We start from the raw sequence: 17,421 nt of genomic DNA, 5'->3' as shown, positions 1-17,421 counted from the left end.
GCGCCTCACCCCCTTCACGAAAGGAACGAACGATGACGTTCACCACCCAGGAGCTCCTCGACGGCCCCGGCCTCGGCACCCTCTCGATCGCGGCGATCCTCAGCGAGAGCGCCACCCGCCACCGCGACCGGCCCGCCCTCCACTTCGCCGGGATGACGACCAGCTACGGACAGCTCTGGGACGAGACCCGCGCCTACGCCGGTGCCCTCCGTGCACGGGGCATCGGCCGCGGAGACCGCGTGGCGATCATCGTCCCCAACGTGCCCGACTTCGCACGCACGTACTACGCCGTCCTCGCGCTCGGCGCCGTCGTGGTGCCGATCCACCTGCTCTTCAAGGCGGAGGAGATCGAGTACGTGCTCCGCGACTCCGGTGCGACGCTCGCCATCGTCGCGGCCCCGCAGCTCGCCGAGGCGCTTCCGGCCGCGACCGCCGCGGGCGTCCCCGTCGTGTCCGTGCTCCTGCCGGCCGACGCGCCCACGCCCGTCCCGGTCGACCGCCTCGAGGTGGAGGCCGCGCACGCCGCGCCCATCGAGCGCTACGAGTCGGTCAGCCCGCTCGCCTCGGCCACGATCCTGTACACGTCGGGCACCACCGGCCACCCCAAGGGCGCCGTCGGCTCGCACCTCGCGATGATCGAGCAGGTCAGCGCCGAACTGATCGACTGCGCCGACATGCGCGTCGACGACGTCGTGTTCGGCGGCCTGCCCTTCTTCCACGCCTTCGGGCAGACGGCCGTGCTCAACACGGTGTTCCGGCGCGGTGCGTCGATCGTGCTCCTGCCGAAGTTCGACCCTCAGCAGGCCCTGCAGCTCATGGTCGAGCACGGCGTGACCATCTTCACCGCCGTGCCCACGATGTACATCGGCCTCCTCCAGGCGGCAGGAGCGACGGACGTCCGTCCGCCCCTCCGCTACTGCGTGTCGGGCGGCTCCGCGCTCCCCGTGGCCGTCCTCGAGCGCTTCCAGGCCACCTTCGACACGGTCGTGCAGGAGGGCTACGGCCTCACCGAGACGAGCCCGGTGGCGACGGTGAACGACATCGCCGATCCCCGTCCGGGGACGATCGGCAAGGCGATCTGGGGTGTCGACGTGGAGATCGCGAACCCCGACGTCGAGGACACCGTCGAGTTCCTGCCGCACGGCGAGCTCGGCGAGATCGTCATCCGCGGCCACAACCTGATGAAGGGGTACCTCGGCCGGCCAGAGGCGACCGACGCCGCCATGGTCGACGGCTGGTTCCACACCGGCGACCTCGGCTGCAAGGACGACGAGGGGCTCGTGACGATCCTCGACCGCAAGAAGGACATGATCGTGCGCAACGGCTACAACGTGTACCCGAGCGAGGTCGAGAACGTCATCATGCGGCACGGAGCCGTGGCCAACGCCGCCGTCTTCGGGGTGCCGGACGACCTCCACGGCCAGGAGGTGCACGCCGCCGTCATCGCCCGACCCGGCGAGACCGTCGACGAGGCGGACCTCATCGCGTTCGTGCGGGAGCACCTCGCCGCGTACAAGTTCCCGCGCGTCGTGCACGTCCTGGAGGCGTTCCCCATCGGGGCGAGCGGCAAGGTGCTGAAGCGCGAGCTGGTCGCCGAGTTCGCCCCGGCTCCTGCCCCCGCCAGCTGAGCCGCTGGCTGCCGGCGCGCCTCACGCCCGCCTCCTGCTGCCCACCCGGCTCGCGGGCCACGTGAGCCGCACCCCCTCACGGGGCGAGGAACCCTCCCGCGGGCGGGTTCCTCGCCCGGAGAGGGGTGCGCCTCGCCCGGATGGGGGTGCGGCTCGGCCGGACGGGGGTGCGGCCGAGCCGGACGGGGGTGCACGTCAGCGACGACGGGGAACGCCGGCCGCCCGGAGCACCGCGGCCAGCCTCTGCGGCGACCGCGCGGTGGCGTAGTCCCAGCGGACGAGACCGCGGACCTCCGGATGCGCGCGCAGAGCGTCCTCGCGCCTTTTCTCCTCGAGGACGACCCGTTCCGCCGAGAGTCCACGGCGAAGCGCCTCGTCGAGGTACTTCACCTCGCCGTCGAACTCGCCGACGACGCCGACCGACGGCCACCAGAAATCGACCCGGTACGCCCGGCCGTTCCCCCAGGCGAACGTCCGCTGGAGCTCGGGCGCCTCGAAGCCCGCCTCGTGCAGCGCCGCTCGACTGATCGACTCCCCCGGCGACTCCGACGCAGGCGTCGCGAGGTCGAGGGCGACGCGCGCGTTCCGACCGTTCCGCGCGCGGGGCTGCCTGGCGAGCAGGTCGCGGCACTCCTGCCGCGTCGCGATCCCCGCGCGGAGGGCGTGGTCGAACGCGAGGACACCCCGAGCGAAGCCTCCGGCCAGCGCCAGATCGACGGACGTGCGAGCGGCCGTTGTGCACGGAAACCCGTCGACGTCCACGGACTCGAGCGACGGGGGCGCAGGATGCACGACCAGTGTCGCGGTCCGCTTCCCCGTGCTCCGTCCCCGATGCCGCGCGTGTACCTCGGGGGGCCACGGGTCGAGCGTCGGATACCCCCACAGCACCGCCGCGGAGTCGTGGCTCAGGACGAGCCGCGGTCCGAGCCGCTCGGCCCGGGCGCGGACGACCTCGGCGTAGCGCCCACGGGCCGAGAGCGCGGCCCAGTCCGCGGCAGGGAGATAGGCCCCGCGGACGATGCGGTGCATCTCTCCGCGACGAGCAGCGCTCCTCAGGGCGGAGTCGTCGAGGTCGGCGAGGACGAGGTCGGAGGTGCGGAGCAGGGGCGATGGCATCCTGCGATCCTGGCCGGTCCAGAGCGGTCGGACCGACATGACGACGGTCCCGGCGAGGAGACCGCCGCCCGCCGCGCCGGTGGAGGACTCGCCGCTCCCGCGCTACGCGCAGGCGGTCCCGATCTCCTGGAAGTCGGCCTGGATCTTTCCGGCCTGCGACTGCACCTTCGCGGCGGAGGTCGCCGACGGGTCGGAGACGGCCGCCTGGACGGTGGAGACGAACGCCTTCAGGTCGGTGTTCGCCTTGTCGGCGGAGGAGCGCACGTCGACGTTCGACACCTTCGCAACGGCTCCGTCGAGCGTGGACGACAGCTCGTTCAGGACGGCCGCAGCGGCCTTCGGGTCCTTCGCGAGCGTCTCGTAGGAGGACGACATGCGCGTCGAGACGTCCTTGAGCGACGACGTGAGGATCTGGCAGGCCTGAGCTTTCGTCTGCGAGGACGACCCGGCTGCCGGAGCCGCGGCCGCGGACGACGCGGGCGCGGAGGATCCGGCGGCGGCCGAGGACGAGCGCGAGGCGTCGGGGCCGACGGCCGTGCAGCCGGCCAGCGTGAGGGCGAGGCCTGCGACGAGGGCCGCCGTCGCGGCGACGGCGCCGAGGGGGCGGGTGGTGATCATGGTCGGAGTCCTTCGTGTCGGCCTGGGGGTCCGGATCGCCGTCCCCCGCCGACATCAAAGCACGAACCGGCCCCGATCCTGCTGACCGTCGGCGAAGGTCATCCCGGAGACGGAACGCGTGTCGGACGGAAGAACTAAGGTCGAGGAATGACCAGTGCTCCCCTCGAGTCCCCCCGTCGCGCTCTCGTCCTGGGGGGAGGTGGAGTCGCCGGCATCGCCTGGCATCTCGGCATGCTGGCGGAGCTCCTCGAGCAGGGCATCCCGGTCGACGGGGCCGATCTCGTGATCGGGACGAGCGCCGGTTCGGTGGCCGGCAGCATCCTGCGCTTCGGCCAGGTCCCGGCCACCTACCGGGTGCAGATCTCGGAGGAGGTCCCCGACCTCCCCGCCGGCGACCCGTCGGTCGCCCCGGCCGACATGTCGACGTTCCGCGAGCGCGTCGTCGCCGCGATCTCGGGAGCGACGAGCGAGCAGGATGCCCGGGCACGCCTCGGCCGTGCCGCCGTCGACGCGGCCCAGGGCGCGGAGTCCGTGCTGCTGCCCACGATGGCGCAGCAGTTCCCGCCGGCCGTCGGGTGGCCGGAGGCGCCGCTCGGCGTGACCGTCGTCGACGCCCACACGGGCGATTTCCGCGTGATCGACGCCTCCGACGGCGTCGAGCTGTTCCGCGCGGTGGCCGCCAGCTGCTCCGTCCCCCTCGTCTTCCCGCCCGTCGAGATCGACGGCGCGACCTACGTCGACGGCGGGGCCCGGTCGGCGACGAACGCCGACGTCGCCCGCGACTACGACCGCGTGCTCGTCCTCGCCTGCGGCCCCGAGGATCCCGCGAGCCCGCTCGGCCCGCAGCTCGACCGCGCGGTCTCGACCCTCTCCGAGTCGGCCGACGTGCTCGTCCTCAGCGCCGACGAGGCCAGCCTCCAGGCGTTCGGCGCCAACTCGCTGGCCGGGACGACCCGGATCCCCTCGGCACTCGCCGGTCGCGCTCAGGCCGCCGCCCGTGCCGAGGAGGTCCGGGCGTTCTGGTCGTGATCGTCGGCTCCTGACGGACGGGCCCGGCCCGTCGGCGACGCACGGACCGTGAGGCACGGACCGTGACACGGACGGCGGGGGCATACTGGCCGCATGGAGCGTGACGACGACCGGGAGGCCGAGGCCGCGGCCACCGCCCTCCGCGACCTCCTCAGCGAGACCGTCGAGCGCCTGCGTGCGGACGGCGCACCCCAGGAGACCCTGGCCGTCGTCAAGGACCCCCGCGGCTTCGGCCCGTTCAAGACGGCCGTCTCGATGGCGCCGGTCGGGCACGCGTGGCGACTCGGCGTGCTCCTGCTGGAGGCGGACGGCACCCTGCATTCGACCGGCAAGATCACCCGGGCCGTCGTCCCGACGCGGCCTCAGGGGTTGTCGCGGTCGGTCGAGCAGCGACGTGCCGACCGTCTCGCCGCGAGCCGCGGGCGCTTCGCCGAGGGCGAGGTGGTCGACTACGCCTTCGGCGAGGTCGCGCAGGATGCTCGCTCGCTGCGTCTCGGCTCCGGCCTGCTGTCGCTCGAGGGCGAGACCGTCCTCGTCCGGTGGGGCCCCGCCGCCCACGAGGTGCGGCCGCTGGCGGCCTACCTCGCCGACCGGGCCGCGCTCCTCGTCGAGGGCTGACGACGCTCAGGCGCTCGGCGCCACCGTGGCCAGGCCCTCGAGGATGGTCATCCAGCTGCTCGACGACCGCTCGGCCGCGTCCTCGCTGTCGTTGTTGTCCTGCTCGACCGAGACGCGGCACCCGCCGTCGATCGGCTGGATCCGGTAGGTGACCCGCTGGTGGTTCTCCGGGACGTCGGCCTTGCCGCTCGCCGGGCTGAAGAACGTCGTGATGAGCAGGAGCGGCGGATCCGCCTCGACGACGACGCCGCGGTCCTCGTACGGCTGGCCGTCCCACTCACCGGCGTAGGTCACGGTGCTGCCGACCTGCCAGTCGGAGGTCACGGTCGTCCCGAAGAAGTAGTCCTTCACGAGGTCCGGGTCGGTGAGCGCGCGCCAGACCTGGTCGGGGCCGGCGTTCACGGTCAGGCTCGCCGTGGCGATGTGGGTGGTGGCGACGTCGCTCATGGGGCTTTTCCTTCATCGGTGGGCGCCATCCTCCTCGCCCCGTCCTCGTCCGACAAGGGCCGAACGACCCTGTCCCCTGTCGCGCGCGGTTCCCGAGCGCTACCGTGGGGCACCGCGAGCCGCCCGGGTTCCGCGGACACCGATCGGAGAACACCGTGACCGAGTTCAGCACCGTGGAGCGCTCCACCGTCATCGCGGCGCCGGCGGCGAGCATCCTGCCCCATCTGACCGACTTCTCGAAGTGGACGGCGTGGTCGCCGTGGGAGGGGCAGGACCCGGAGATGAAGCGCAGCTACGCGGGAACGCCCGGAGCCACGGGGTCGACCTACGCCTGGAACGGCAACCGCAAGGCCGGAGCGGGAACGATGGCCGTCACGCACGTCGATCCCCACGCCCTCGACGTCGACCTGCACTTCACCAGGCCGTTCAAATCGACGAGTGCGATCCGCTTCGACCTCGAGGAGGCCGACGGCTCCACGACGGTCGTCTGGAGCATGCGCAGCCCGAAGACGGTCCAGTCGCGCGTCATGGGCGTGTTCCTGAACATGGACACGCTGATCGGCACCGACTTCGAGAAGGGGCTCGCGAAGTTCAAGACCGTCGTCGAGGGCTGACCCCGGAGCGACGGCTCCGATCGGCGGCGTTCGGAACGACTCAGGATCGGGGGGCCGTCACCACCCGAGCGTGCCGGGCGCGCCCTTGAACGGCCCGACGATCGCGGACGTGATCCAGCCGCCGTAGAAGTCGCCCTCCTGCGCGCGGACCGTCTCGCCCGCCACCTCGCACGAGTCCATCGCCCCCGGGTAGAGCGCGATGTACCCCGAAAGGCTCTCGTAGCCGCGCCAGGGTTCCCGGTAGTACCAGCCCGCTCGCGGGGCGGTGACGTTCCCACCCCGCACGTCGACGTAGCTCGCCTGCCCCTTGAACTCGCAGAGGCTCCGCCCGGGAGCCGGATGCAGGACCCCGTCGGCGAACGACTCCGGCGGCAGGTAGTACACCGGCGGGTGACTCGTCTCGAGAACCCGCAGAGCCCGCGTGGTGTCGGCGATCACCTGGCCGCCGAGGCGCACGACGACGCGATCGGAGGTCTTCTCGACGCGTGGCGGGCGGGGGTACTCCCACACCGACTCCTGCCCGGGACCGGGCTTCTCGGGGACGACGGGACGGTTTCTTCCTGGCAGGCGCGGCATGGCTCCATCGTCCTCCCGGAGGCTCCGAGAACGCCGCGGCGCGGGATGACGATCGCGGACCCGCGTTGCATCTGTCCCCCGGAACCGGCAGGATCGGACGACACCCGATCCGTGAACCACGACGTCCTCCGGGAGGACCCATGGCCCAATCGATCAGCACCGCATCGCCCACGGGGTCGCCCACGGGCGAGCACCCGACCGAGCTGAAGAGGGTCATCGGCCCCAAGCTCCTGCTGCTCTTCATCGTCGGAGACATCCTCGGGACGGGCGTCTACGCGCTCACCGGGCAGGTGGCCGCCGAGGTCGGCGGGGCGGCCTGGGTGCCGTTCCTCGTCGCCTTCGCCGTCGCCCTCGTGACCGCGTTCTCCTACCTCGAGCTCGTCACGAAATACCCTCAGACCGCAGGAGCCGCGCTCTACGTGCACAAGGCGTTCGGTGTGCACTTCGTCACCTTCCTGGTCACGTTCGTCGTCATGTGCTCCGGGATCACGTCCGCGGCGACGGCCTCGCGCGCCTTCGCCGCGAACCTGGCGGCCGGCATCGGCACGGAGCTCTCGAACGGGACGATCATGGCCGTCGCGATGATGTTCCTCCTGCTCGTCATGGCGGTGAACTTCCGCGGCGTGAGCGAGAGCGTCAAGGCGAACGTCGTGCTGACGCTCGTCGAGCTCTCCGGCCTCGTCATGGTCATCCTCATCGGGCTCTGGGCGATCGCGGGCGGCAACGCGGACCTCTCCCGCGTCGTCCTCTTCGACACGCCCGGCGACAAGTCCCTCCTCCTCAGCGTGAGCACGGCGACGTCGCTGGCGTTCTTCGCGATGGTCGGGTTCGAGGACAGTGTCAACATGGCCGAGGAGACGAAGGACCCCAGCCGCATCTTCCCGCGCGTGATGCTGACGGGGCTCGGGATCACCGCGGTCATCTACGTCCTCGTGTCGATCTGCGCCGTCGCCATCGTCCCGGTCGGCGAGCTCGCCGGGAACGAGACGCCGCTCGTCACCGTCGTCGAGACGGCCGCGCCCGGGTTCCCGATCGGGAGCCTCCTGCCGTTCATCTCCCTGTTCGCCGTGGCGAACAGCGCGCTGATCAACATGATGATGGCGAGCCGACTCCTCTACGGGATGAGCAAGCAGGGCGTCCTCCCGGGGTTCCTCTCGAAGGTGCACTCGGCCAGGCGGACGCCGTGGGCGGCCATCCTGTTCACGACCGGCCTCGCCCTGCTGCTGATCGGCTACGTGTCGCTCTCGCCGGAATCGCCGATCGTGGCCGTGCTGGGAGGGACGACGTCGCTCCTGCTGCTCGCCGTGTTCGCGGTCGTGAACGTCGTCGTGCTCGTCCTGCGGCGCGATCTCGTAGGGCACAAGCACTTTCGCGCGGGGACCGTGCTTCCCGTCATCGGCGTGATCGCCTGCGTCTGGCTGGTGCTGCCGGTGTCGTCGGGTCGCGGGATCGAGCAGTACCAGATCGCCGGGGCGCTGCTGGCGATCGGGGTGGTGCTGTGGCTGGCGACGTTCGTGACGCGGCGGGTGCGCGGTTCGGCATCGCGAGACTCCAGGCCTCGGTGCCCGCGTTCGTAAGACGCCGCACCGCGGCAGGCCGCGCGAGACTCCACGACTCGCCGCTCACGTTCGGAGAACGCCGCACATCGTGGAGTCTCGCGAGGGAGCTGCCGGACCCTCCCGCAGGATGCCCAGCCTCGACTCCCCCGCGCTCGGCTAGCCTCGGGGGATGCCCGCCCCCACCCGCCCGACGCCCGCGCGTGGCCGCGCGACGCCCGGGCGCGCTCGCGCGACGCCGACGCGTCGGCGCAAGCGGCAGCGGCGGCGCGACCCCGGGCCGGGCGCGCGCCTCCTCGGCGTGGTGGTCGCCCTCGGGGTGGCAGCCGTCGTGGCGCTCGGCGCCTCGGTCGCCCTCTCGGCCGCAGGATCCCCGATCACGACGATCGTCGGCGGGCTCGGCGACTCCTCGGCGCCCGGCACGGCTCAGCGGGCCGGGACCGTGTCGTGCCCGAGGGTCGCTCCGGTGGTCGTGGGCTCCGTGACCGTCCCTGCCGGACCGATCGCCGGCTACTGCCAGGATCGCCTCATCAACGCGGCCCACATCATCAACGCCGCGAAGGCGCAGGGCATCGGTCCGCACACGCAGGCGATCGGCGTGATGACCGCGATGGGCGAGTCGAGTCTCGTGAACGTCGACCACGGCGACGCCGTCGGGCCCGACAGCCGCGGCCTCTTCCAGCAGCGCGACAACGGCGCCTGGGGCAGCTACACCGACCGCATGACCCCGTACATCGCAGCGACGCACTTCTTCGACCGGCTCGTGCGCGTGCCGGGCTGGAAGTCGCTCACGCCGACCCAGGCCGCGCACCGCGTGCAGGTGAACGCCGACCCGAACCACTACGCGCCCTACTGGCCGGCCGCCGTCGCGGTCGTCTCCGCCCTGGATCCTGCGGGCTGAGCGGGAGCCTCGTCAGGCGGCCGTCGGGGCCGCGATGTTGAAGAGCCACTTGACGCCGAAGCGGTCGGTGAGCTGGCCGAAGCTGTCTCCCCACGGCGCCTTCCCGAGCGGCTGGGAGATCGTGGCGCCCTGAGACAACCCCTCGTACCAGGAGGTGAGGCCGGCTTCGTCCTCGCCGCCGAGGAGGACGGAGATGCTGTCGCCGAAGACGACCTCCATCGTCTCCGGGACGTCGGACCCCATCAGCACGAGGCCGTGCTCCGTGATGAGGCGCGAGTGCATGACCTTGTCGAGCTGGTCGGGCCAGTCGGTGATGCCGAAGTCGCGGAACGTGCTGACGACGAGCTCGCCGCCGAGGACGCTCCGGTAGAACTCCATGGCCTCCCGGGCATCGCCGCGGAAGTTGAGGTACGGGCACAGCACTGTGGACATGATCGGCTCCTTCGTCGACGTCGTGGGTCCGAGTATCCCGCGTGCGGCCGGTGAGCGACAGCCCTCCCGAGCACTCGCGCGTGAAACTCCACGATGTGCGTCGTTCAGCGAAAGTGAGCGGCGAGTCGTGGAGTCTCGGGCAGGGCGCGCGCGGCGAGACGCGGACGACCGGGGCGTGTCGGGCGCACGCGGGGCGTGTGAGGATTCTCACCGCGCGGGCCCCGGGCGGCGATTCTCCTGGGAGTGACGAGGGCCCGCAGGATGCCCGACCCGACGCTCCTGTCGGCACAAGAGCGGACCGCGGGCGGGCGTCGCGCCCCCTGCCGACCGCGGTCCGTGCTTCGGCGGACACGGCGCCGCGAAAGGCCTCTGACCAGGGATTACGTGGCCCCGGGCATCCTGCGCCCCGCGGCTCGGGGCGGACCCACAGCCCCCGTTCACACTCCCGTAACCGGGGCCGGACGACACAGTACCCGGGGCTTCGTGAGCGACGGCGCATCGTTTTGACCCGGGCGGCGGCGCTCCGGAGAGTGGAGGCCTGGAGTCGCTCACGGCCCGGCTAGGGAAGGACCCCCACATGACGACCTACGACAGAAGCACCACCCGCACCACCGCCTCGACCGGCGCCCTCCGCGGGTTCGCCGCTCTCACGGGGATCACCTCCCTCGCGATCTTCCTGCAGGCCGTGACGGCCGGGCAGTTCCTCCAGCAGGAGGGCAACGAAGCGTGGGTCGAGGCCCACGGCGTGATCGCCGACGTGGCGTGGGGCTTCGCCCTCGTCACTGCGATCTTCGCCCTCGTCACCCTGCGGAAGGCGCAGCCGCGACTGACCGTGCTGACGGTCGTTCTCTTCGTGCTCACCCTGGGTCAGACCGGGATGGGTCACCTCATCACCGACCTGGGGCAGGATGCGTGGATCCCGGTCCACGTGCCCGTCGCGTTCGTGGTGTTCGGCCTGACGGCGTGGCTGTCGTTCAAGGCCGCTCAGCTGCGTCGCGCGTCACGCTAGCCGCGTAGCGCCTCCGTTCCGGCTCCGCCCGCTAAACCCTCGCGCTCGGCTACCGCACCCCGCCTAGGACCACCGCGGAGGCCGACCGCGAGGGTCTGACGGCACGGCCGTTAACCAGAGCGGCACGAACCGGATGCGGCAGATGGCTGAGCGGAGAGTCGAGCTCCCGGTGAGGTGAGTCCATCTGGTCGGGCTGCGGTTCGTGCCGTGTGAGGCGATGGTACGCCCGCGGGGCCGCTGCCGCTAGGGGTTTCCCTGCGGCTGTGGCTCAGCTCTCGCAGCCGACACCATCGCCGTCACGATCGAGGCCGTAGATGTCGGATCCCACCACAGTGACCGGGCCCTGCACGTAGGCCGGCCCGTTCCCACTTCCGCCGGCGCAATCGACGTCCGAGGCGATGGGCACGCAAGCGCCCGAGTAGTTCGTGTCACAACCGCCGGCGGCCGCCTGGGGTGCGGGCGCGACCGGGGCGGGATCGGGCTGCTTCGTGCCTACGCTCACGATTCGCTCGACGGGCTTGACCTCCGTGATGACACTGAGAACACGTCGGGACTTCTCGACGCCGTCGACCAGCGTCACCTCCACCGTCGTGACCTCTCGACCGGCGACCCCGGCCTGCGTGACGGCTTTCGTCCCGACCGCTCTCCGCGCATCATCGACGTTTCGCGTCGTGAAACCCAGGGCCCGTCGAGTCTGCTCGGTTCTCACGACGGTGACCGGCGTGGCGGTGGGTTCCGGTGTCGAAGCGGTGGTCGGGCGCGGTGTGGTCTCGATCACTTCGACGGCCGACGACGTGGCGTCCGCCCCACGCTGGGCAGAGTCGACGGTGCCGGCCCACACGGCGGGTGCGACCCCGAAGATCAGGACGGCCATGACGCCGCCGTAGACCAGCATTCGCCCCGTGTTGCTCAAGCGATTCCACCAGGAACGCATACGACTCCCCCATCACGTTTCGAGCACGACATCGTGCCCGCTCAGTCTCGCCAGATGGGAGGCGGCGGTCCATAGCCCGACGGACGGTCTTCGTCGCCGCGGTGCCACCTGCGGGTGGGAGCGCCGTCACCCTCCGGTCGTGGGGTCCGTCTCGGGCTCTGCGGGCGCGTGGCCCGACTCGGAGGCTCCGTCAGCCCGCGCGGCCGCCTCGTCCGAGCGCTGCAACCGCAGCAGGAGTACGGCCACCACGAGCCCGAGGACGATCAGCCACGCCCACCACGGCAGCTCCGCCAGGCGGAGCGACAGCCCGTGCAGCGCCCGAGAGACCGTCGACAGGAAGGCCGGGGCTCCTGCGCCGGGGGCGCCGCTGGGTGAGGGGAACACGGGGCGATCCTAGGCGACGTGCTGGTCGTCACGTCGTCGCGGGCGCGTCGTCCGCCCGGCCGATCCCGTCGCGACTTCGGGGCGAAGCGGCGCGTGAGCGCCGGCCCGTACGGTCGGAACGTGCCGTCCTCCGCCTCCGTCGTCGACCTCCAGGCGTTCGCCCTCGCGGCGGGGCCCCCGATGGCGGTGGTGCTGGTCGCCGTGGCGGTCGGGATCCTGCGCCCCCGTCGCTTCGCCCCGGTCGCCTGGTCCGGCTTCGCACTGGCCGCCGGACTGTTCGCGTGGTGGTTGCACGCGGCCCCGTCGTTCGGGCGGCTCTACCCGACGCGCGGCGAGGTGCTGCCCTTCACCGACGCGGCCTTCGTCCTCGGTCTCGGGCTCGACCTGGGGATCCTCGGCGTCGTCGTGAACGCCGTTGCCGCGACCGTCATCGGACTGCGGCGCGCGCGGCGCCCCCGTGAGCGTACCCGGACCGTGGCGGCGACCTCGGCGCTCCTGGCGGCCTCCGCTCTCCTCGTCGTCGTCGTCCCGCTTCGAGCGGGCGCAGGAGTCACGGGGCCGATTCTCCCCGTGACTCTCGCCGCCACCGCCCTCGTCGGGCTCCTCGTGCACGTCGTCGTCCGGGCCCGGGACGACGACGCCTCCCTCCTCGTCGTCGTGCCCGTGGTCGTGGCGCTTCTCGTCGTCGCGACCGCAGGAGGCACCGGCCGCTCCGGCATCGACCCGCTGCTGCTCTCCTCGCCAGAGCCGACGCCGCCGCACGAGACCCAGCGCCCCGCCCCCGGCGAGGTCGCCGCGCCCGCCCCCGGGGCGCCCGGCAACCCGCAGCCCGCGACGGCCACCTCGCTCGAGTCGACGCGCGTCCGGACGGGACTCGGCGCGCTCGCCTCCCGCACGGCCGGAGTCGCCGAGGCTCGAGGCGCGCTCGGGTCCACGCTGTTCACGGGCGGTGGTGAGAAGCCCGCCGTCGACGACGCGGAGGCGTGCGAGAGCACCGCCGGGCCCGGATCCCGCTGGATCGTCACCGTCTCGGTCGAACCTGTCGACCCGTCAGCGGCTCTCGCAGCGATCCTGTCGACGTGGGAACGCGCCGGCTACCGAACCTCGGATCGCGCACTCGGCGCCGACCTCCGCTCCCCCTCGCGGACTGACCTCCCGGCGGCGCGGCTGTCCGTCCGCGGAGGAGACGGGCGCGTCACGGCGCGCCTGGAGAGCTTCTGCGTCCGCTCCTGATCGCGAGTCGCACCCCGCGCGGGCCCGCGGCGTGCCCGGCGTGGCGCGGGCGCGGCCAGAAAGGATCCGACCCGAGCGGTTAGGAGCGATCCGCCTCGCGCGGTCAGAAGCGCATCGGCCAGGCGCCGTCGGGCAGGGTGAACGCCAGGTCCGGTAACCAGGTGCTCGGCGCGACCCAGCCCGGACCCGTCGGCAGCTGTCGCAGGAGCCGTCGCACCGATCCTGCTGCGGCGGGCTGCGGGAGCACGCGCCGTGTCCCGTGCGAGGCGAGCGCTCCGAACCACCAGTGCCGCCAGGTCGGTTCGAGCGACTCCGGGTCGAGGACGATGTAGTAGTCGGGCATCACGCGCTCCCCCGCCCGGAAGGCGGCGAGCGCCGTCGACACCTCGATCTCGAGCGTGCCGGCGGTCGACCTGTCGTCGAAGAACTCGACCCAGGCGTGAGCGACGTGTCCGAGCGGGTCGGCGTCGTGGACGACGTAGGGAGCCTGCGACGCGCTGATCCTGCGGGTGCTGTCCGCGTCGGGTTCGCCGAGCCGGAGGGCGTCGACCCCGCGCAGCACGGAGAGCTCCGCGATCACCTCTGCTGCGCCGTCGCCGACGACGGCGACGATGGTTGCGTTCTGAACGGCCATGGCCCACTGTACGGCGGCGCGGGGCGATTCCGACCCGCTGCACCCTCGTGTTCGGCCGTCGCACGAGGCCTAGGACCACCGCGACAGCCGAACACGAGGGTGCAGCGGCAAAGGACGCCGGCCCGCAGGAGCCACGGACCGCACCCGCAGAAGTGCCGACTTGCCGCACCCCCCGCCGCTCCATAGGCTCCCCACAGCGCCCGCAAAGATGCGTGCCCTGCAGGAACCAGGAGCAACCGTGCCCACTCGACGACGAGACCCACGAGACCCACGAGAAACACCCCGCCACCACCACCCGATCCGCACCTCCCTCCCCCTTCTCACCGCCACGGCCCTCGCGGCGACCCTCGCGTTCGGCGCGTCGCCCGCCACCGCGGCCACCCCGATCCTGCGACCCGCGGCCGGCACCCCCGCCGCCGCAGGGCCGGCAGCCGACGGCGCCCCCGGCGCCACCTCGCACCAGGCCCTGTCGCGCAAGGACTGCGTCGGCACCGCCCGCACCACCACGAGCAAGATCTGGTTCACGGTCGCGAACGGCGTCCTCTCCGACGTCTACGCGCCGACGGTCGACGCGACGAACGTCGAGACGATGCAGTACCTCGTCACGGACGGGAGCACGTTCACCGACCTGCAGACGCGCGACATGACGTACACGGCCCAGGGCGACCCGACCGGCATGGTGTGCACGGTGACGGCGACCGCGAAGAGCGGCGCCTACCGGCTCGTCACGACGTACTTCACCGACCCGGCCCGCAACAGCGTGGTCGCGCGCACGCGCTACCAGCCGCTCACCTCGAAGGCGAAGTCGTTCCACCTCTACGTGCGTCTCGACGCGAACGCCGGGGGGAACGGCGGCGGCGGTTCCGCGAACGCGGGCGGGGACACGTCCGTCGTCGACACGTCGACGGGGCAGCCGATCCCGGTGACCTTCGACACGGTCGCGACGAGCCAGTCGCCCCGGACGGCCTACGCGGTGCCGAGCTACCTCGCGCTCCGCGCCGACCGCCCGTTCGGCGCCGTGGACAGCGGCTTCGTCGGCACACCGAGCGACGGCCTCTCGAAGCTCGATCAGGCCCACACCCTCGGCGGCGCAGGAGGCACGGCGACCGCCACGGGCGGCAACACCGAGCAGACGGCCGCGCTGTCCCTCGACCGCGAGGGCACGACCACGCTCTCGCTCGGCTTCGGCACGTCGCAGGCCGACGCCGTGAAGACGGCGTCCGCGACGAGCGGCACCTCGACGGCGAGGATGCTCGCCACCTACGAGGCGCAGTGGCTCGGCTACGACGCGCACCTGCGGTTCCCGAATCTGTCGCGCACGAAGCTGACGACGGCCCAGCGCCTCACCGCGCTCGGGAAGTACTACCAGTCGGCGAACGTCGTGAAGGCGTCGGAGGACAAGACCTACCCCGGCGCGATCGTCGCGGGTCTCGACGCCCCGTGGGGCCAGGACGTCGTCGCGAACGACCCGGCCGACCAGTTCCACTCGGGGTACCGCGAGGTGTTCGCGCGCGACCTCTACGAGGCGTGGACGGCCCTCTACACCGACGGCGACATCGCCACGGCCCAGGACACCGTCCGCTACCTGCTGACGAAGTCGCAGCAGGCGAACGGCTCCCAGCCGCGGAACTCCCTCCTCGACGGGACCAAGGCCGCCGACTCGTTCAACGACCAGCTGGACGAGAGCGCGTACCCGATCCTGATGGCCTGGCAGTCCGGCCTGGCGTCCGACAGGACTCTCTGGCCGCACGTCAAGCGCGCCGCCGACTTCCTCGTCAGCCACGGGCCGAGCTTCGGCGTGGAGCGCTGGGAGGAGCAGTCGGGGTACTCGCCGTCCACGATCGCGGCCGAGATCGCGGGCCTCGTGAGCGCGAACCGGATCGCTCTGGCGAACGGCGACGCCGCGAGCGCGCGGATCTACGCCGCCACCGCCGACCGGTACCAGCGGACGATCGCGACCTGGGGCGTCACGACGACCGGGTCGCTGAGTGCGAAGCCGTACTACATCCGTCTCTCGAAGACGGGCGACCCGAACGCGGCCATCTCCTACAACCTCGGCAACGGCGGTCCGACGCTCGACCAGCGGGACGTGGTCGACCTCGGCTTCCTGGAGTACGTCCGCCTGGGCATCCTGCCCGCCACCGACCCCGTCGTCGCGAACTCGCTCGTCGTGGCCGACACGACGCTCGGCAGGACGACGGCCAGCGGCGAGGGCTGGTTGCGGTACAACGGCGACGGCTACGGCGACTGCCTCGCAGGATCCGCCAGCTCGTGCACGACGACGGGTGCTCCGTGGGCGGCGACGTTCACCGGTACCGGTCACCCGTGGCCCGTCCTCGGAGCGGAGCGCGCACAGCAGTCCCTCACGACCGGCGACGCCGCGGCGGCCGCGAAGCAGCTCGTGACGATCAACGCCGAGAACTCCGGCCCGGGGCTCGTTCCCGAGCAGGTCTGGGACGGACCGGACCTCGCGGCCTCGCCGTTCGGGACCGACCCGAACGTGGCCTCGATCGGCTTCCGGAACGGCAAGGCCGCAGGATCCGCGTCCCCGCTCACCTGGGGCTCGGCCAGCCAGGTCCGGCTCACCGCCGACCTCGCCGCCGGGCGCTCCCTCGAGACGCCGAGCATCGTGGCCGACCGCTACGTCCGGCATGCGCAGGGCTCGACACCGCTGACCGTGACCTCCCCGGCCGATCAGACGTCGGTGGGGGCGAGCGTCACCGTCACGGGGACCGCGGCTCCCGGCGCGACGGTCGACGTCGCGAGCGTGGCGGACGCCGACTCGGCGACGACGACGGCCACGACCACGGCCGGCGCGGACGGCGCGTTCACCGTGGCCGTGCCGACCGTGAGCGGGACCAACACCCTCGTCATCACGGCGACGACCTCCGCGGGCACCGCGCAGGCGACGCGCACCGTCACGAACGACTCCGTCTCGGGCACGCTCCTGTTCGCGCAGGACGACCCGTCGGGCGACGACAGCGGACCGGGGACGTACGCGTACCCGACGGCGTCCGACTTCCACGCCGGCGCCTTCGACCTCACCCGGTTCGAGGTCTACGACACGGGTTCCACCGTCACGCTCCGCGCGCAGACGCGCGACCTGACGCCGACCTTCGGGTCGACGAACGGCGCGCAGCTGCTCGACGTCTACGTGCACGACCCGGCGGCCGCGTCGACGTCGACGGCCTCCGCGTACCCGGGCATGAACTACCGCGTGGCCGCAGGATCCGCGTGGTCCAGGCTCGTGGAGGTCCAGGGGTTCTCCGCCCCGAAGGTCCTCGACGCGCAGGGCGCCTCGGCCGGGACGGCCACCAGCACCGCGAACTCCGTGTCCCGGTACATCACGGTCGTGGTGCCGAAGACGGCCCTCGGCGGAACGCCGTCGGCGGGCTGGTCGTTCGCGGTCGCGCTCACGGGTCAGGACGGCACCCACGGCGCCGACCAGACCCGCGCGTTCACGGCGACGCCGGGCGGCTACACGTTCGGGGTCTGCGCGGACGGTGCCGTGCCATCGGCGGCATGCTCCGCCGACCCGAACGCGGTGCCCAAGGTGATGGACACGCTCACGCCCGCGGGGGTCTCCCAGCAGGCCGAGCTGTCCGCGCAGCCCGCCGAACTGCAGGGTGTGCCGCTGCCCTGACGCCGCGGTGACGATGTCCGACGCGTCGGCTCGACTCCGGTCGGGTCGG

The 17,421-nt window shown here is 72.3% G+C and carries 17 protein-coding genes; 9 read left to right on the top strand and 8 right to left on the bottom strand.

All coding sequences use genetic code 11. The features are described 5' to 3' along the window. Positions 1–32: 32 nt before the first annotated feature. Complete coding sequence (locus AS850_RS06220) at positions 33–1,628, top strand: long-chain-fatty-acid--CoA ligase (RefSeq protein ID WP_119868330.1); 1,596 nt, start codon at positions 33–35, stop codon at positions 1,626–1,628. Positions 1,629–1,823: 195 nt separating this feature from the next. Here AS850_RS06220 and AS850_RS06215 read toward each other — a convergent pair whose 3' ends face one another. Continuing rightward, entirely contained in the window at positions 1,824–2,744 is a 921-nt protein-coding gene (locus AS850_RS06215) for a hypothetical protein (protein ID WP_119868329.1), read from the bottom strand. A gap of 102 nt (positions 2,745–2,846) precedes the next feature. After that, the gene (locus AS850_RS06210; RefSeq protein WP_119868328.1) at positions 2,847–3,362 is read right to left on the bottom strand and encodes a hypothetical protein; all 516 of its coding nucleotides are present in this window, start codon (positions 3,360–3,362) and stop codon (positions 2,847–2,849) included. Positions 3,363–3,509: 147 nt separating this feature from the next. On the opposite strand from AS850_RS06210, the gene AS850_RS16925 reads away from it, so the two are divergent. Both AS850_RS16925 and AS850_RS06200 read left to right on the top strand, forming a co-directional pair. Further along, positions 3,510–4,391, top strand: coding sequence for a patatin-like phospholipase family protein (locus AS850_RS16925; protein ID WP_119868327.1), 882 nt, complete (start codon positions 3,510–3,512; stop codon positions 4,389–4,391). Positions 4,392–4,484: 93 nt separating this feature from the next. Beyond that, positions 4,485–5,009, top strand: a complete 525-nt coding sequence (locus AS850_RS06200) for a hypothetical protein (protein WP_119868326.1) — start codon at positions 4,485–4,487, stop codon at positions 5,007–5,009. 6 nt (positions 5,010–5,015) lie between these two features. Here AS850_RS06200 and AS850_RS06195 read toward each other — a convergent pair whose 3' ends face one another. Then, on the bottom strand, positions 5,016–5,456 hold the full coding sequence (locus AS850_RS06195; protein WP_119868325.1) for an SRPBCC domain-containing protein: 441 nt from the start codon (positions 5,454–5,456) through the stop codon (positions 5,016–5,018). 155 nt (positions 5,457–5,611) lie between these two features. On the opposite strand from AS850_RS06195, the gene AS850_RS06190 reads away from it, so the two are divergent. Continuing rightward, the gene (locus tag AS850_RS06190) at positions 5,612–6,070 is read left to right on the top strand and encodes an SRPBCC family protein (RefSeq protein WP_119870168.1); all 459 of its coding nucleotides are present in this window, start codon (positions 5,612–5,614) and stop codon (positions 6,068–6,070) included. 57 nt (positions 6,071–6,127) lie between these two features. Here AS850_RS06190 and AS850_RS06185 read toward each other — a convergent pair whose 3' ends face one another. Further along, entirely contained in the window at positions 6,128–6,646 is a 519-nt protein-coding gene (locus tag AS850_RS06185; protein WP_119868324.1) for a DUF427 domain-containing protein, read from the bottom strand. A 140-nt stretch (positions 6,647–6,786) separates the two neighbouring features. Between AS850_RS06185 and AS850_RS06180 the strand changes: the two genes are divergently transcribed. Continuing rightward, positions 6,787–8,223, top strand: a complete 1,437-nt coding sequence (locus AS850_RS06180) for an APC family permease (protein ID WP_119868323.1) — start codon at positions 6,787–6,789, stop codon at positions 8,221–8,223. Between the two features lie 151 nt (positions 8,224–8,374). Continuing rightward, positions 8,375–9,103, top strand: coding sequence for a hypothetical protein (locus AS850_RS06175; RefSeq protein ID WP_119868322.1), 729 nt, complete (start codon positions 8,375–8,377; stop codon positions 9,101–9,103). A 12-nt stretch (positions 9,104–9,115) separates the two neighbouring features. On the opposite strand, the gene AS850_RS06170 is transcribed toward AS850_RS06175, so the two are convergent. Beyond that, complete coding sequence (locus AS850_RS06170) at positions 9,116–9,535, bottom strand: VOC family protein (RefSeq protein ID WP_119868321.1); 420 nt, start codon at positions 9,533–9,535, stop codon at positions 9,116–9,118. A gap of 577 nt (positions 9,536–10,112) precedes the next feature. Here AS850_RS06170 and AS850_RS06165 point away from each other — a divergent pair. Next, positions 10,113–10,544, top strand: a complete 432-nt coding sequence (locus AS850_RS06165; protein WP_119868320.1) for a hypothetical protein — start codon at positions 10,113–10,115, stop codon at positions 10,542–10,544. Between the two features lie 268 nt (positions 10,545–10,812). Here the strand turns inward: AS850_RS06165 and AS850_RS06160 are convergent, their stop codons facing one another. Then, positions 10,813–11,439, bottom strand: a complete 627-nt coding sequence (locus AS850_RS06160; protein ID WP_236940850.1) for a G5 domain-containing protein — start codon at positions 11,437–11,439, stop codon at positions 10,813–10,815. 165 nt (positions 11,440–11,604) lie between these two features. Beyond that, positions 11,605–11,862, bottom strand: coding sequence for a hypothetical protein (locus AS850_RS06155; protein WP_119868319.1), 258 nt, complete (start codon positions 11,860–11,862; stop codon positions 11,605–11,607). 18 nt (positions 11,863–11,880) lie between these two features. Between AS850_RS06155 and AS850_RS06150 the strand changes: the two genes are divergently transcribed. Then, complete coding sequence (locus AS850_RS06150) at positions 11,881–13,095, top strand: hypothetical protein (RefSeq protein ID WP_119868318.1); 1,215 nt, start codon at positions 11,881–11,883, stop codon at positions 13,093–13,095. A 103-nt stretch (positions 13,096–13,198) separates the two neighbouring features. Here the strand turns inward: AS850_RS06150 and AS850_RS06145 are convergent, their stop codons facing one another. Further along, entirely contained in the window at positions 13,199–13,729 is a 531-nt protein-coding gene (locus AS850_RS06145; protein WP_119868317.1) for a hypothetical protein, read from the bottom strand. 238 nt (positions 13,730–13,967) lie between these two features. On the opposite strand from AS850_RS06145, the gene AS850_RS06140 reads away from it, so the two are divergent. Then, positions 13,968–17,372, top strand: a complete 3,405-nt coding sequence (locus tag AS850_RS06140; protein WP_216819862.1) for a glucodextranase DOMON-like domain-containing protein — start codon at positions 13,968–13,970, stop codon at positions 17,370–17,372. The last annotated feature ends 49 nt before the right edge of the window (positions 17,373–17,421 follow it).

The sequence above is a fragment of the Frondihabitans sp. 762G35 genome (assembly GCF_002074055.1).
Classification (GTDB): Bacteria; Actinomycetota; Actinomycetes; order Actinomycetales; family Microbacteriaceae; genus Frondihabitans.
This window is presented reverse-complemented; position numbering and strand designations above follow the sequence as displayed.

Excerpts from the sequence above, each read along its gene's own strand:
- AS850_RS06220 (WP_119868330.1), top strand. The coding sequence starts at position 33 with ATGACGTTCACCACCCAGGAGCTCCTCGACGGCCCCGGCCTCGGCACC.
- AS850_RS06215 (WP_119868329.1), bottom strand. The coding sequence starts at position 2,744 with ATGCCATCGCCCCTGCTCCGCACCTCCGACCTCGTCCTCGCCGACCTC.
- AS850_RS06210 (WP_119868328.1), bottom strand. The coding sequence starts at position 3,362 with ATGATCACCACCCGCCCCCTCGGCGCCGTCGCCGCGACGGCGGCCCTC.
- AS850_RS16925 (WP_119868327.1), top strand. The coding sequence starts at position 3,510 with ATGACCAGTGCTCCCCTCGAGTCCCCCCGTCGCGCTCTCGTCCTGGGG.
- AS850_RS06200 (WP_119868326.1), top strand. The coding sequence starts at position 4,485 with ATGGAGCGTGACGACGACCGGGAGGCCGAGGCCGCGGCCACCGCCCTC.
- AS850_RS06195 (WP_119868325.1), bottom strand. The coding sequence starts at position 5,456 with ATGAGCGACGTCGCCACCACCCACATCGCCACGGCGAGCCTGACCGTG.
- AS850_RS06185 (WP_119868324.1), bottom strand. The coding sequence starts at position 6,646 with ATGCCGCGCCTGCCAGGAAGAAACCGTCCCGTCGTCCCCGAGAAGCCC.
- AS850_RS06180 (WP_119868323.1), top strand. The coding sequence starts at position 6,787 with ATGGCCCAATCGATCAGCACCGCATCGCCCACGGGGTCGCCCACGGGC.
- AS850_RS06175 (WP_119868322.1), top strand. The coding sequence starts at position 8,375 with ATGCCCGCCCCCACCCGCCCGACGCCCGCGCGTGGCCGCGCGACGCCC.
- AS850_RS06170 (WP_119868321.1), bottom strand. The coding sequence starts at position 9,535 with ATGTCCACAGTGCTGTGCCCGTACCTCAACTTCCGCGGCGATGCCCGG.
- AS850_RS06165 (WP_119868320.1), top strand. The coding sequence starts at position 10,113 with ATGACGACCTACGACAGAAGCACCACCCGCACCACCGCCTCGACCGGC.
- AS850_RS06160 (WP_236940850.1), bottom strand. The coding sequence starts at position 11,439 with ATGCTGGTCTACGGCGGCGTCATGGCCGTCCTGATCTTCGGGGTCGCA.
- AS850_RS06145 (WP_119868317.1), bottom strand. The coding sequence starts at position 13,729 with ATGGCCGTTCAGAACGCAACCATCGTCGCCGTCGTCGGCGACGGCGCA.